The 15,351-nt window shown below is 42.0% G+C and carries 8 protein-coding genes; 2 read left to right on the forward strand and 6 right to left on the reverse strand.

Annotated elements, in window-relative coordinates:
• Positions 1–3: 3 nt before the first annotated feature.
• Complete coding sequence (locus HPE63_RS00760; RefSeq protein ID WP_188312322.1) at positions 4–1,335, reverse strand: M28 family peptidase; 1,332 nt, start codon at positions 1,333–1,335, stop codon at positions 4–6.
• An 82-nt stretch (positions 1,336–1,417) separates the two neighbouring features.
• Positions 1,418–3,625 carry a bifunctional alpha,alpha-trehalose-phosphate synthase (UDP-forming)/trehalose-phosphatase gene (locus HPE63_RS00765; RefSeq protein ID WP_188312323.1) on the reverse strand — a complete coding sequence of 736 codons (2,208 nt, stop codon included), beginning with the start codon at positions 3,623–3,625 and terminating at the stop codon, positions 1,418–1,420.
• Positions 3,626–3,727: 102 nt separating this feature from the next.
• On the opposite strand from HPE63_RS00765, the gene HPE63_RS00770 reads away from it, so the two are divergent.
• Positions 3,728–5,530, forward strand: a complete 1,803-nt coding sequence (locus HPE63_RS00770) for a glycoside hydrolase family 15 protein (protein ID WP_188312324.1) — start codon at positions 3,728–3,730, stop codon at positions 5,528–5,530.
• 31 nt (positions 5,531–5,561) lie between these two features.
• Here the strand turns inward: HPE63_RS00770 and HPE63_RS00775 are convergent, their stop codons facing one another.
• A complete protein-coding gene (locus tag HPE63_RS00775) occupies positions 5,562–7,001 on the reverse strand; it encodes a pyridoxal phosphate-dependent decarboxylase family protein (protein WP_188312325.1) in 1,440 nt (479 codons plus the stop codon).
• 38 nt (positions 7,002–7,039) lie between these two features.
• Positions 7,040–9,613 carry a glycoside hydrolase family 3 C-terminal domain-containing protein gene (locus HPE63_RS00780; protein ID WP_188312326.1) on the reverse strand — a complete coding sequence of 858 codons (2,574 nt, stop codon included), beginning with the start codon at positions 9,611–9,613 and terminating at the stop codon, positions 7,040–7,042.
• Positions 9,614–9,819: 206 nt separating this feature from the next.
• On the opposite strand from HPE63_RS00780, the gene HPE63_RS00785 reads away from it, so the two are divergent.
• Entirely contained in the window at positions 9,820–11,838 is a 2,019-nt protein-coding gene (locus HPE63_RS00785; RefSeq protein ID WP_188312327.1) for a dipeptidyl-peptidase 3 family protein, read from the forward strand.
• A 79-nt stretch (positions 11,839–11,917) separates the two neighbouring features.
• On the opposite strand, the gene HPE63_RS00790 is transcribed toward HPE63_RS00785, so the two are convergent.
• Both HPE63_RS00790 and HPE63_RS00795 read right to left on the reverse strand, forming a co-directional pair.
• Positions 11,918–13,321: a S8 family peptidase gene (locus tag HPE63_RS00790; protein WP_188312328.1), complete on the reverse strand. Its 1,404-nt coding sequence runs from the start codon at positions 13,319–13,321 to the stop codon at positions 11,918–11,920.
• 201 nt (positions 13,322–13,522) lie between these two features.
• Positions 13,523–15,334, reverse strand: coding sequence for an acyl-CoA dehydrogenase family protein (locus HPE63_RS00795; RefSeq protein WP_188312329.1), 1,812 nt, complete (start codon positions 15,332–15,334; stop codon positions 13,523–13,525).
• Between the last annotated feature and the right edge of the window lie 17 nt (positions 15,335–15,351).

The following is a 15,351-nucleotide window of genomic DNA, read 5'->3' on the forward strand; positions in this document are numbered from 1 at the left end:
ATTCTATCTCAAAATCTCATTAGGGAAAACTACCACACTTTCATGTCCGTTGACCCCGACCGAGGAAATTCCGAAGAGATAATTATCGACTACGATACCATCGAGTGTGAATTCAGAGACATTGCCTACATATCGGCTATAATCCCAAGTGGGCGAGGTCGTATCCCTCCAGTAGATCTTGTAACCCACCGCACCATCGACCATACTCCATTGTAATTTTGTCGAGGGCTCAACGATACCCCCGATCTTCACTTCCTTGGGAGCGGGCGGTGCCCAGGCAATGGAGGCCAGATTGATCGCGTTTACTGCGGTCAATTTTCTGGCATAGTCAAAGTCGACATGTTCCAAAACGTCCCCATAGGCAATTCCGTTTTCCGTTCTGATATCCTGATGTTGTTGGCTGTAGTTCTCATGGGCTTCCATAATACGAATTCCGGCATAACCGGCATCATTGAAAGGTCTATGGTGCCCACCACGGCCGAAACGATCCAATCGATATACCATCTTCGGGTTTAGCTCGGGCATATAGGCTTGGGTGGTTTTATGCACATAGCGGGCCAATTGGCGTGAGATACCATCGACCTCACCCCCGTAAAAACGTCTGGCATTGCGTTCTTTTTCAGTTTCTGTCGGAGGCACGGGTTCTGAGAAAATCCGGAATTCCCGGTTATCGATGACCCCATCGACCCCTTTGATGTTTCCGATCATATCGTTGTTCAAAATACCAATAATCTCCCAGCCTTTCGTCTTGGCAAAGGCAGCCAGGCCCTTACCGCCATAAAGCCCTTGTTCCTCACCAGAAAGTCCTACGTAGATAATACTGTTATCAAATTTGTAGTTCGATAGTACGCGCGCAGCTTCCATTGTACCCGCCATACCGCTGGCATTGTCGTTGGCCCCTGGGGAATCTGTGGTATAATCCGTTGGGTCACTTACCCTTGAGTCGATGTCCCCACTCATGATGATAAAGCGATTGGGGTACCTGGCGCCCCATTGGATCGCCACTACATTAACCACCATCACATCATGAACGATGCGTTGATTATCCCCTTTTTTTACCAAATCTTTTTGATAGAAAACCTCCAAACAGTCCCCACAGGCTTTTGAGGTTTCTTCAAATTGACTTTTTATCCATCGGCGCGCCGCACCTATGCCCCGTGTTTGGGAAACAGTATCGCTCAAGGTATGCCGGGTTCCAAAATTGGTCAACGCAGTGACATCGGCTTCTATGCGATTTGCTGATACGGCATTGATAATGTCGTAAATACGGCTATCGGTTTGGGAACAGATAAGGAATGGAACTAGGAGAAAAAGGGAGAAAAGTGTTTTTTTCATTATATAGCGGTAATTTTCAATATAGTAATGGTATTAAAGGTGATGGCTGGTTCAATTTCCGATGATTTGGAAATGGAATTGTTTATTCCGTAAACCGTTCTAATAAACCACGAACATATTTTATACCATCAATATAGAATTTTGCGTGTGTTTTTTGTCGCCCCACTTTTACGGTTACTGTACTTTCAGGAAGCTCCTGAAACATAAATTCATCGGTCCAATCATCACCAATGGCAAAGACAAAATCATAATCCCCTTCTCCTAATACACGCACGGTTGCCCGACCTTTATTGACATTGCTACTTTTAATCTCCATCACCTTGTTGCCATTCAATACACTTAAATCGTCGTTTGCGATCAGACTGGTCAACACGGTATTGAGCTCATTGGCCCTAAGATTTCCGAAATCAGGGTCCGTTTTTCGGTAATGCCAAGCGAGGGAATAGGTTTTTTCCTCAATAAAACTACCGGGCGTACGGTCGACGAAGGATTCCAAGACGGGGCGAATTTTTTCCATCCAGTCATTTTTTACGTTTTCGAGCATTCTGAAATCCTCGCCATTTTGTGAAATCCATACCCCATGCTCTACGATCATATTATATTTCTTGGGTAAGAACCATTTGGTAAACGTATCCTTATCACGACCACTGACTAAATAAATATCAGTGTTTTTCAAGCTGACCAAAGCATCCAAAAGGGCATACAACCCTTTATCGGGGCCTGCTTTTTGGGGATCAACATGAAAACCGGAAAGCGTTCCGTCGTAATCCAAGAACAGCAATCGTTTCTTGGCTTTCTTAAAATCATCCAATACGGCGTTTAATCGATTTTCGGTCAAGCGTTTTGAAACATTGGCCGCATCCCTGTCTTTTTGTGCCTGTAGGGAAGACATAAAATCGTTCGCCCATTTTTCCACATTATAGCGTTCTAAACGTTTTTGTAGTATTGCATTCCTGGACTTTTGTTCTGCTACCGGCATATTTATGGCCTCATAAAGGGCATCGGCAATTTGTTCAAAATTATTAGGATTGATCAAAAGCGATTCGTTCATCTCGTTGGCAGAACCGGCCATTTCACTCAAAATAAGTACGCCGGTCCGGTCCGTTCGTGTGGCGATATATTCTTTGGCCACGAGGTTCATACCATCCCGAAGCGGGGTCAACCACGCAATATCACTCGAGGTGTAAAGGTCAATCAGATTTTCAAAAGGTACGGACCGATAAAAATACCAGATGGGGGTCCAGCTTACTGTAGAGAAATCTCCATTGATGCGCCCTACCAACTCATCCACTTCTTTTTTCAGCAATTGATATTGGGGAACATTAGAGCGGGAAGGGACAGCCAAGATAATCAGCCTTACCTTTTCTTTATATTGGGGGTATTTATTTAAAAAATATTCAAAAGCATTCAATCTTTTGGCGATACCTTTGGAATAATCCAAGCGATCGATCGAAAGAATTAACTTGGCATCCGGGGTAGACTTTTTATGGCTGTTGAGCCTTTGTTGTAGGTCCGATTGTTGGGCCGTTGTGTTCTTTTGGTGCTCCTTGGCCGCCTCGCTAAATTTCTTATAATCGATCCCCATTGGGAAAGAATCGACCTTTATGATCCTATTATCCAAATAGATATCATTGAAACTTACCTCCATTCCCAATAACCTTCGTACAGAGCTTAAAAAGTGCCGCTCATAATCGTAGGTATGGAAACCGATCAAATCGGCACCTAAAAGACCCTGCAATACTTCTTCACGCCACGGTAAGGTTCTAAAGATCTCGAAAGAGGGGAAGGGGATGTGTAAAAAGAAGCCTATGGAAATGTTGGGTCGTTGGTCACGAACCATTTGCGGAACCAACATCAGTTGATAGTCATGTATCCAAATTGTGTCATCATCATCTGCTTTTTCCAAGATAGCATCGGCGAACTTTTGGTTGACTGCCTTATAAACATTCCAACTATCAAGTTCAAACTCCGAATATTCCAAGAAATAATGAAAAAGAGGCCAAATGGTACGGTTGCTAAAGCCGAAATAGAAGCCATCAACTTCGGCTGCGTTTAAATTTACCTTGGAAGACCCATGCGCTGCAAGGGCTTCATCAATTTTTGGGGCCAATTTCTTTGGTATTTCCTCATCCGTTAGACCACTCCAACCAATCCATAAACTATCCCCACCTGAGTGAACCGATTTCATACCGGTAGCCAATCCCCCTACACTTGGTATTGCAGTGATGGTTCCATTGCTAATTTGTAATTGTACAGGTAGTCTATTTGAGATTATGATAGTTTTGCCCATAAAGTGAATTATTTTATCGCGATTTGTCTTTTGTTTCTATAAATTTCGTCAAATTGCGTGGCAATAACAACTTATGATGGACTTTTAGAGGATAATTAAACTATGGACAATCTGGATTACGGAATTATCGGAAATTGTAGGAGTGCGGCATTGATTTCCAAAACAGGATCGTTGGATTGGTGCTGTTTGCCCGAATTTGATTCTTCATCGGTCTTTGCCAAGTTATTGGACGAGAAGATCGGAGGCAGTTTTGAAATTCTCGTTTCGAAGGAATATACGATCAAACAACGTTACAAGAAAAACACCGCGGTACTCATTACCCGATTTTCCGATGGGGAAAACATATTCGAGTTGCACGATTTTATGCCAAGATATTATAATGAGTCCGGAGGCTATTATGCACCCCCTGAGGTGGCAAGGCATGTTAGACATATTCAGGGCAGACCCAAATTTCGGGTAAAATATGACCCTAAGCTTGAATATGCCCTAGGGGAGACCAGGACACATGTAAAAAGGAACTTCATTGTTAGTCTTACCCAGACCGAAAAGTTCGATACTATCTTCCTGTATACTTCCTTCAATAAGAATGCTGTTGTCGAGGGTAGGGAGATTGAGCTGATCCAAAACGGGTTTTTTCTTCTGGGATATAACGAGAAAATTCTACAACCGACCTCGCGCAAGATTTATTTAGACCTGGAACGTACCAAGGTATATTGGTTAAACTGGACGAATAGAACACCCACCTATAAAAAATACAACAAGCAAATTACACGAAGTGCGATTACCTTGAAATTGTTGAGCTACGATAAGACCGGTGCTGTTTTGGCGGCGGCCACCACTTCCTTACCCGAAACCATTGGTGAGGTCAGAAATTGGGATTATCGTTTCTGTTGGATCAGGGATGCCTCAATGGTAATTAAAGTGATGTCCGATTTGGGCCATAAAAATGTGGCCAAACGATACCTTCAGTTTATAATCGATTTAATTCCGGATAAGGATGAGAAACTGCAGATTATGTATGGCATCAATAAAGAAAAAAAGCTCACCGAAGAAACCTTGGATCACTTAAGTGGTTACAAGGGCTCTAAGCCGGTACGAGTAGGGAATGCCGCCTATGAGCAAAAGCAAAACGACATCTACGGGATACTAATGGATGTGATTTATGCCCAATTGATAAAATTCGAAACCGATATTGAAAATGGAGAGGAATTATGGGGTATTACCAAGGGTATTGTATGGATTGTTTCCCGCCACTGGCAAGAACCCGATAAAGGAATATGGGAGTTTCGAACCGAGGATAGGCATTTCACATTCTCAAAAGTGCTATGTTGGGTTGCTATCGACCGAGCGGTGAAGGTGGCTAGAATCTTGAAAAAGACAAGGAAGTTGGAAGCCTGGTCCCAATTGGAAAAAGAAATAAAAGCCGACATATACGAAAACGCCTGGAATGATGAGGTGAATGCCTTTACACAGTCTTATGGTTCAACACATTTGGATGCATCGGTCTTGTTAATGGAATCCTATGATTTTATAAACGCCAAAGACCCCAAATTCGTCAGCACGGTAAAGGCCATAGAAAAGAACCTAAGTAATGATGGACTATTATACCGGTATAAGAACGAGGATGATTTTGGATTGCCTTCGTCCTCCTTTACTATCTGCACCTTTTGGTTTATAAATAGCCTGTTCAAAATAGGGGAAGAGGAAAAAGCCGAGCAACTTTTTGAAAAGCTGTTGAGTTATAGTAATCATTTAGGTTTGTTTAGTGAAGATATTGATTTTAAGACTAAAAGGTTACTAGGAAACTTCCCTCAAGCCTACTCGCATCTCGCCTTGATCGAATGTGCAATCAACTTTTCGACCAAGGATAATGAAGAACGGATATTGGAATCTATGCGGGAATGATATTGCTAATTTCCTTTCGAAGGGGATGCCCTTAGTCGCTAGTCGAAATATCCAAGGCCAATGTCTTGACTCTATCCAGTAGAAGATTCAAATCCTTAGGGGTGGTAAACGGATTCATAATTGTAGTTCGCAGATAATGAACTCCCCTTAATTTGGTCTGAACGATATAATATTCCCCTTCTTCTAAAAGACGTTGTCTTATACGCTCGTTAAGATGGTTTAGATCCGCAGTAGTGCTTCGGCCATCAATATATCTAAAACATACAATATTCGACATAGGGCGTACCGCCAATTCAAATTGGGGATTCTTTTCGATCCGTTCACCAAAATAAGACCCCAGATCATAAAGCGTGGTCACATAGGCATCAAAAACAGCTTCACCATAGGTTTTTAAAAGGGTGTACCATTGTATACTCATCATGGTCTTGGTGCATTCAAAAGTACGCTTGGCCAGATTATACCAATCCTCATGCTCCGATTGTTCCAAAAGATAATCGGCCTTTTGGCTAAAGGTCGAATGGGAATGGTTGCCATTTTTAAAAAGAAGGGCTGTGGTAATGGTAGGCATCATCATCATCTTATGGCCATCGATAACCACCGAATCGGCTTGGTCCATGCCTTTCAATGTAGGCCTGTACTTAGGGGAAAAAATGGAAGCTCCCCCATGGGCACCATCTACATGGAACCAGATATTATGTTTTAAAGCAAATCTTGCAATGGCTTCCAGATTATCAAAGACCCCCGTGGCCGTTGAAGGTGCACTTCCCACGATTGCAAAGACGGTCAATTTTTCTTTTACGGCTTTTTGGTAATATTCCTCTAAAAGGGAAACATCCATACTATAATTATCCGTTGCCGGAATCGTAATGATGCCTTTGGTGCCAAGTCCCATGATTTTTGCAGCACGTTCAATGCAGTAATGGGCTTCTTCGCAGACCATGATTCCCAATTCCCCATCATTGCCCATATTCCATATATCATGTTTTAGAATGGCTTTTCTTGCGGATAGAAGTGCGGTAAGGTTAGCCAACGTACCCCCTGAGGTTAGAAAACCCCTTGAATTTTCACCGTACCCGATTTTACTGCAGATAAATTCGGTAATGATGCGTTCCATAGCAGTTGGTGCCATACCCATCTCATACACGGCCATACCATTGTTGAGCAAGGCGCTTATCAATCCGGCCAAGGAAGCCATAGGGGCGGGTGGACCTACCTGGTGCCCAATGTACTTGGGATTATGGACATGGGTGGAATGTTCGATAATTTTTGGAAAAAGTTGGGTGGTATCCCCATTTTCAAGAAAATTTTTCCAATAGGTATACTCATCTTCCGGGGGGGTCCAACGAATGACCTTATCCGATGTTCCGTTCAAAGAGGCAGACAAATGATCGGCCAATTGGTCGACGAGTTCATGACCTTTTTTCCTGAAATTTTCAGGGGAGTAGACCGTTTTCAGAAGTTCATTTCCCATAATTTAAATAAGGATCTTACCCTATTGGGCAGACCAGCTCACTGTACGATTAGGCTTGTCTTGTTTTGGGTTGCCGAGTCTTCCCCTACGAAAATCTCGAACTCCCCGGGTTCTACGAAACTATTTCCCTGATTATCGAAAATTGATAGGTCCTCAGGGGTAAGCTCAAATTCAATGGTCTTCGATTCCCCTTTCTTTAGGAATATTTTATTGAATTTTTTCAAGGATTTCAAGGGTTTAGCGACACTGGCCTCCTTATCCTTAACATATAATTGAACAACGGTTTCCCCATCATAACCCCCATCATTGGTAACCATTACCTTTAGACTGGTCTTTTCAGCACTGTTTATGGTTGATTTTTCTAAAACTGGCTTTGAATATGAGAAATGGGTATAGCTCAATCCATAACCAAATGGGTAGAGAACTTCACCGTCAAAATAGCGATAGGTACGTCCTTTCATATGATAATCTTCAAAGGGAGGTAAATCGGTAACGGACTTGTAGAAGGTGACTGGCAATTTCCCTGAAGGATTATAATCCCCGAAAAGGATATCTGCCACGGCACTGCCTCCAGCCTGGCCGGGATACCAGGCACTTAAAATAGCAGGAAGGTTATCTTCTTCCCAATTTATGGCCATGGCACTACCGCTCGTAAGTACAAATACCACGGGTTTCCCCAAGGCGTGAAGCTCTTTTATTAAATTTTGCTGGGCAGTAGGTAATTCTAAATTTGTTCTATCGCCTTTAGAAAAACCTTCGATTGCGATGGGCATTTCTTCACCTTCCAATCGCGCTGTAATACCACCCACATAGATAACGAGATCACTTTGACCGACTTTCTGTATCAACTCATCCTTGCCTTGTAGCTGTTCTTTGTTCCATAACAATTGAATCGAGGATATCCACGGATTGGTACATTTATAAAGTATTACAAATTGCTGTTTTTTGTTTTTTTCTACGGGGAATTGTATTGTTTTAGGGATGTTTTCGGTTTCACTTGAACCTGAAACCATTTCTTTACCATCGAGTGAAAAACTATAGGATCCCCCACTTTCATGTAAACTAAAAGAGGCAATACCACTGAAATCAGGATTGAGTGTCCCTGTATATTGGATGGAGAATTCCCCTGGCGTCAGCAGATCGATAGGGGCAGCCCCACCCCATTCAAAGTCTATTTGGTTTTCGGAGTGAACCGCAACAGGTTTTCCTTCTAAATTTGAATTGTCATAGTATTCCGTTTTGATTTTTCCATGGAAGTATTTTTCCCCGATAATATCAAAAATGGGTTGATCATCAGTAAGGTTCGTTCCTTTGAAATAATTGACGATTGTTTTTTTGGAAACTTTATCCTGTATTCCTTCTAAAATCGTTTTACGATAGGTCGGAGTCCCAAAATAATTTCCCAATAAGAATTGCTTGTCATTGGCAGTAGGACCTATAACCGTAATTGTTCCGGTCTCTTTGGAAATAGGAAGCGTGTTATTCTCATTTTTTAAGAGCACCATAGACTCCCTAGCTGTTTGTAAGGCCATTTTTTGGTTCGCCTCCGATTCAAGCATATCATCTTTAATATCTGCAAATGGCATGCTTTCAGGAGTATTCAACAATCCTAATTTAACCCTGGCGAGAAACAACCTTTTTACTGCCGTGTTGATTTCTTCTTCAGAAATATAACCGTTGGCTACAGCCTTCTTCAAATGGGCATAGGTGGATCCACAATTAAGGTCGCAACCCGATTTTACGGCTAGTGCGGAGGCCTCTTCCGCTGTTTCCACAATTTTATGTCTTAAATAAATGTCTTCTACCGCACCACAATCCGATACGACATATCCATTAAATCCCCATTTATCGCGTAAGATATCTTGCAATAGCAGTGAACTGGCCGTGGCCGATTCACCTAAATATCTATTGTATGCCGACATCACCGAGTACGATTTGCCTTCCACCACGGCAGCTTTAAAGGCAGGCAGGTAAGTTTCCCATAAATCCTTTTTATCAGCATAGGCGTCAAAGGTATGTCTGTTATACTCGGGACCGCTATGTACCGCAAAATGCTTGGCAGTGGCAATTACCTTAAAATAATCGGGATTCGTACCTTGCAGCCCTTGAATAAAAGCTACTCCCAATCTTGAGGTGAGGTAGGGATCCTCCCCGTAAGTTTCCTGTCCACGGCCCCATCGGGGATCCCTGAAGATGTTGATATTGGGCGACCACATGGTTAGCCCTTGGTAGCGATTTCTATGACCAAGTTTTACGTTATGGTTGAATTTGGCCCTAGCCTCTGAACTGATTACATCGGCCACCTTGTAGATCAATTGGGGGTTCCAAGTTGCCGCCATGCCAATGGCTTGGGGAAATGACGTTGCTGCACCTGCGCGGGCAACACCATGCAAACACTCATTCCACCAGTTATATTCAGGTATCCCCAAACGTTCTATCGCTGGAGCAACATCCTGCATCTGGTCTATCTTTTCATCTAAGGTCAATCGGGTTACGACATCTTCGGCACGGGATTCGGAATCTAAGGTGTTGTCTCGAAAAGGATATTCCATGGTTTGGGCTAAAAAAGTTAATGGGGCTAAAAATAATAGAAGAATAAGTGGTTTTTTCATCACATCGAAATCTGATTATATAAAAAGGGTCCTAATTCGTAAATTTAGCCATTAATTCCTTTCTTTTTTCAAGATTTCATGTAGAAATAACCCACCTGTTCCATTTGATTACCAGCACTTTTTTTTGGGCTATTTAAAGGTCGATAAATGAAACAATTAACGGATGATTTGTTAAATTTGCTGTCATATATCAAATAACATACATTATGAAATTAAAACATATTTTATTGGGTTTCCTATTTGTGGGTCTTTTTTGGTCTTGCAATGAAAAAGTTGAGGAAACACAACCTGTTGAGGTTAAAACTGATTTTGAATATCTGGTAGACCAGTTCGCAGATTTAAAAATTCTACGCTATCAAATTCCTGGATTCGATGAGCTTACTCTAAAGGAGAAACAGTTAGTGTACTATATGACCCAAGCGGGTTTAGCTGGTCGTGATATCATGTGGGACCAAAATTATCGTCATAACCTTGAGATAAGGGATGCCTTGGAGAATATCTACAGTACTTATAATGGTGATAAGACAACCGATGACTGGTTGGCTTTTGAGGTATACGTAAAGCGGGTATGGTTTTCTAATGGAATACACCATCATTATTCCAATGATAAGATCAAACCCGAATTTAAAGCCGACTTTTTAACTTATTTATTGAAAGAAACCGATACGCCACTTGAAGGTGAGGCTTTTGATGTTATTTTCAATGATAAGGATGCCAAAAAAGTAAACAAGAAAAAAGGAGTGGATAATGTGGCCGCTTCCGCGATAAATTTTTACGGCCCCTCCATTACGGATGCCGATGTCGAGAATTTTTATAAAACGGCGTATAAAGGTCCTAAAGACAGACCTATTGAAGCCGGACTAAACTCCACCTTGGTTCGTGAAGATGGAAAGGTAGTTGAAAAAGTCTGGAAATCTGGGGGAATGTACGGTAGTGCCATTGACGAGGTCATTAAATGGCTCGAAAAGGCACAAGGGGTAGCGGAGAATGAAAAACAAGCCGAATCCTTAGGATTGCTCATCGAATATTATAAGACCGGTGATTTGAACATCTGGGACGAATATTGTATTTCATGGGTGACTTCGACCGAAGGAAATATCGATTGGATCAATGGCTTTGTTGAAGTTTACAATGACCCCAAGGGGTATAGGGGTTCATATGAAAGCATTATTCAGGTCAAGGACTTTGAAATGTCGAAGCAAATGGCCGTACTTTCTGAAAATGCACAGTGGTTCGAAGATAATGCCCCTTTAATGGATTCCCATAAAAAAAGTGATGTGGTCGGTATCTCCTACAAAACGGTAAACGTGGCCGGGGAAGCAGGTGATGCATCGCCAAGTACGCCGATAGGTGTAAATTTGCCCAATAATAACTGGATCCGTCAGAAACACGGAAGTAAATCGGTTTCCTTAGGAAACATCATCGATGCTTATAATAATGCAGGTGGAAGTGGCCGATTAAAGGAATTTGCCCATGACGAAGAAGAAATTGCCTTGGAAGAGAAATATGGAAAGCTGGCCGATAAGTTACATACCGCCTTGCACGAAGTTATTGGTCATGCTTCTGGGCAAATAAATCCAGGGATTGGGCAGCCCAAAGAAACCTTAAAAAACTATGCCTCTACCATGGAAGAAGGTAGGGCCGATTTGGTCGGACTTTATTATTTAATGGACCCTAAATTACAGGAGTTGGGATTGGTTGATAACTGGGAAGAAGTAGGTAAAGCCGCGTACGATGGCTATATCAGAAATGGTCTGATCACCCAATTAGTACGGATAGAGCTTGGAAATGATATCGAAGAGGACCATATGGTAAATAGACAATGGGTTTCTGCATGGGCCTTTGAGAAAGGTAAAGCCGATAATGTTATTGAAAAAGTTGAAAAGGATGGAAAAACATACTACAATATCAATGACTATGCTAAACTAAGGGAGTTATTTGGTCAATTGTTGCGTGAGACCCAACGAATTAAGTCAGAAGGTGACTTTAAAGCCGCCCAGGATTTGGTTGAGGGTTATGGTGTAAAAGTTGACCAAGCATTGCATGCACAGGTGTTGGATCGTAACCAACAGTTTAAATCGGCACCCTATAGTGGATTTGTGAATCCGGTTCTTGTGCCTGAAACCAATGATACAGGCGAAATCGTGGACGTCATAGTGACCCAACCTGAAACCTTTGAGGCGCAGATGTTGGACTATGCCAAAAGGTATAGTTTTCTTGATTGATCAATCGGAATACCACAAAATAAAAACCGTCCAAACAGCATTGTTTGGACGGTTTTTTCATTTATAACTAGTTAATATTCTATTCAGTAACGGCACGATAGGCATTCACCCTTCCTTGACCGTGGTATAGACTGCTTCCATTACCATCTATCTTATCTGCGGTATTGGTTATTTGCTTTATAACTGCATGTGGATCCATTTGCCCTCCATTCTTACCGATAATCAAGGCAGCAACGCCGGCAACGTGTGGGGATGCCATACTTGTACCTGCACTCCAGCTCCAACCTCCAGGAATTGTACTTAAGACCATATCATAATACCAAAAATCACTAGGGCTATCGAAATCACCTCCAGGCGCGGAAACGGTAACATGGCTTCTTCCATAATCCGTATAACTCGCGGGTACGTCTAAATCCGTAGTAGGATTTTCGTACCAGCTTTCAGGTGCCGTGGCAGAAACAGAGATTACGTTGTTTAAACTGGCAGGTAGTTTAATGGTAGAACCGTTTCCGTCAAAATTAGTATACCCATTACCAGCAGAAACTACAATGGTAGCCCCATTTCTATAGGCATAATTAATTGCCCTTTGTTGCGCATGTATCACTTCTTGTATGTATTTAGAGGGAATTTTATCTGTCAAATTACCATCCTCATCATAAAATTTACCATTTTTATTTAAGGTTGCTCCTAAACTCATGTTTATAATGTCTGCCCCGATCTCTGCCGCATATACGATTCCAGCATTTATCCAGCTAAAGGCACCTGACCCTGAAAATTCCGAAAGTACTTTTACGGCCACAATTTCAGCATTCGGCGCAACCCCTATGACTCCAAATTCGTTGTCGGCCGCTGCGATGGTCCCAGCAACGTGGGTCCCGTGATTGAAGTAGAAGCCTGGTTGTACTTGCCAATCTTCTCCAGGAACAAATGATTCACTTAGATCTGTATTTAAGTTGGGAGCTAAATCTGGATGTGTCCCATCTATTCCAGAATCCAAAACCGCCACTCGTACACCTGCTCCTGTCTGGCCTGTATTCCAAGCTTCTGGGGCATCAATGGCATCCATTCCCCATAAATCTTCAAAGAACCACTCGTCACTACCGATACTTTCAGGAGAGGCTTCAGGATGTAGTTGTGGATCGATCCATTGTACATTCAAGTCAGGTACCACTGATCGAACATTTCCCTTTTTAGAAATTTTATTGCTGACATTTTCGCTTGAAGAAACGACTACAACCCCAATTTCCGGGATAACGGACTTTACGGTCGCCCCTAAACTTTCCATTTCGGACTCAAAACCATCGGGAATACTTTCGGCCTTTAAAATAACCATATAATCTTTATTGGAAGAGGACTTCGCATAAACCGCATTGAGCTCCGCTTCGTCTGAGATATTGGTTTCAGTTGAGCATGAGACAAAAAATAAGGAGGCTAAGAAAAAGGGTAAATAAATTTTTTTCAAGAGTGTAAGGCTTTTTTTCATTTTTCTATTAGTTTTAGATTTAAGGCTTGAAAGAACTAAAAATCTTAACAATATCCAAATGTATTGTTAAAAAAATACAAATATATCTGTAAATATTTAGAAGAACTTGGCAATGTCTTAGCATACTCAAATTAAAAAACCGCCCTGACGATACTGTCTGGACGGTTTTTACTTCTGAATAATCAAAAGTCTCAATTTGAATTAGTCAAAGGTGTAACCATTATCTGCAGCTACCTTATCGGCAATTTGGGTACGTAAGGCCACTACATTGGGGTTATTCGTATATTTTGTGAAACGTTTAAGTCCCATAAGCATCATGCGTTGCTCATCACCTTCAGCAAAAGAAATGATGGCTTCCTTGCCTTTGGAAATAGCGATTTCAACAGCATTGTACAAGTAAAGTCTAGACATCGCAATTTGAATGGCCTGGGCTTCTTCTCCAAAACGCTTGGCGTTTTTTTCTGTTCTAAGCAGGGCAGATTCCGCAATATATATCTGAATAAGGATATCGGCGGCGGACATCATCAGTTGTTGATGATTTTCCAAATCTGGACCAAATTTTTGAACGGCACTACCGGCTACCATAAGGAATACCTTTTTCAATCTTGCGATTAAATCTTTTTCTTCGGCAAAAAGTTCTGAAAAATCAGGGGTATCAAACGAAGGAATTCCCATTAATTCTTCACCGACCTTTGTTGCGGGACCTAAAAGATCCACATGTCCTTTCATCGCTTTTTTGACCAGCATGCCAACCACCAACATGCGGTTGATTTCGTTGGTACCTTCATAAATTCGCGATATTCTGGCATCTCTCCATGCTTTTTCCATCGGTGCATCCGCGCTGAAACCCATACCTCCGAAAATCTGTATGCCCTCATCCGTAGTACTTTGAACATGTTCTGAAACCGCGACTTTTAAAATAGAACATTCGATGGCATATTCTTCGACCCCTTTTAGTTCAGCTTCTTGATGTGAATTTCCATCAGCCTCACGAAGGGCAATCCTATCCTCAATATTCTTGGCGGCGCGGTAACTGGCCGATTCCCCAGCATAGGTATTCGTGGCCATTTCGGCAATCTTTGCTTTTATCGCCCCAAAATTGATAATCGACGTCTTGAATTGTTTGCGCTCATTGGCATATTTCACAGATTCGCCTATGACACGGCGTTGTGCCTCCAAACAAGCGGCAGCCAACTTAATACGTCCAATGTTCAAGGCATTCATGGCTATTTTAAAACCATTGCCCCGCTCGGACAACATATTTTCAACGGGCACCTTGGTTTCGTTGAAAAATACTTGACGGGTAGAGGAGGAGTGTATCCCTAACTTTTTTTCTTCATCCCCTAGGGAAATTCCATTTTCAGGATCATTTTCAACTATAAAGCCAGTGATATACTTATCATCTTCGATTCGGGCAAAAACGATGAACATATTGCAAAATCCAGCATTGGAGATCCACATTTTCTGCCCTGAAATAGTGTAATAAGTGCCGTCTTTTGACAAAACTGCCTTGGTTTTACCTGAATTTGCATCAGATCCAGCACCAGGTTCTGTAAGACAATAAGCGCCGAACCATTCACCGGTAGCCAATCTTGGCACGTATTTTTGTTTTTGTGCTTCAGTACCATATAAAGTAATGGGCATTGTTCCAATACCAGTATGGGCGCCAAAGGCAGTACTGAAAGACCCTGTGGCTCCCGAAATATAGTCACACACCAACATGGTAGATACGAAACCCATTCCCATTCCGCCATAAGCTTCGGGTACAGCCACTGATAAAAGTCCCAGTTCACCTGCTTTGCGCATACAGGCTTCCGTATAGGCATAGTCTTTCTTTTCGAAGCGTTCCCAATGTGCCCATAGTTCGCGATCAACAAATTCCTTGGTGCTATCCCGCATCATTCGCTGTTCTTCGGACAAATCCTCCAATGTAAAAACATCTTCACATTTGGTTTCTTTAACCAAGAATTGTCCGCCTCTTAGTAAATCTTCGTTTTTTGTTTCGGTGCTCATAGTCTTAAATTTTTTTA

The organism is Maribacter arenosus (genome assembly GCF_014610845.1).
GTDB lineage: Bacteria > Bacteroidota > Bacteroidia > Flavobacteriales > Flavobacteriaceae > Maribacter_A > Maribacter_A arenosus.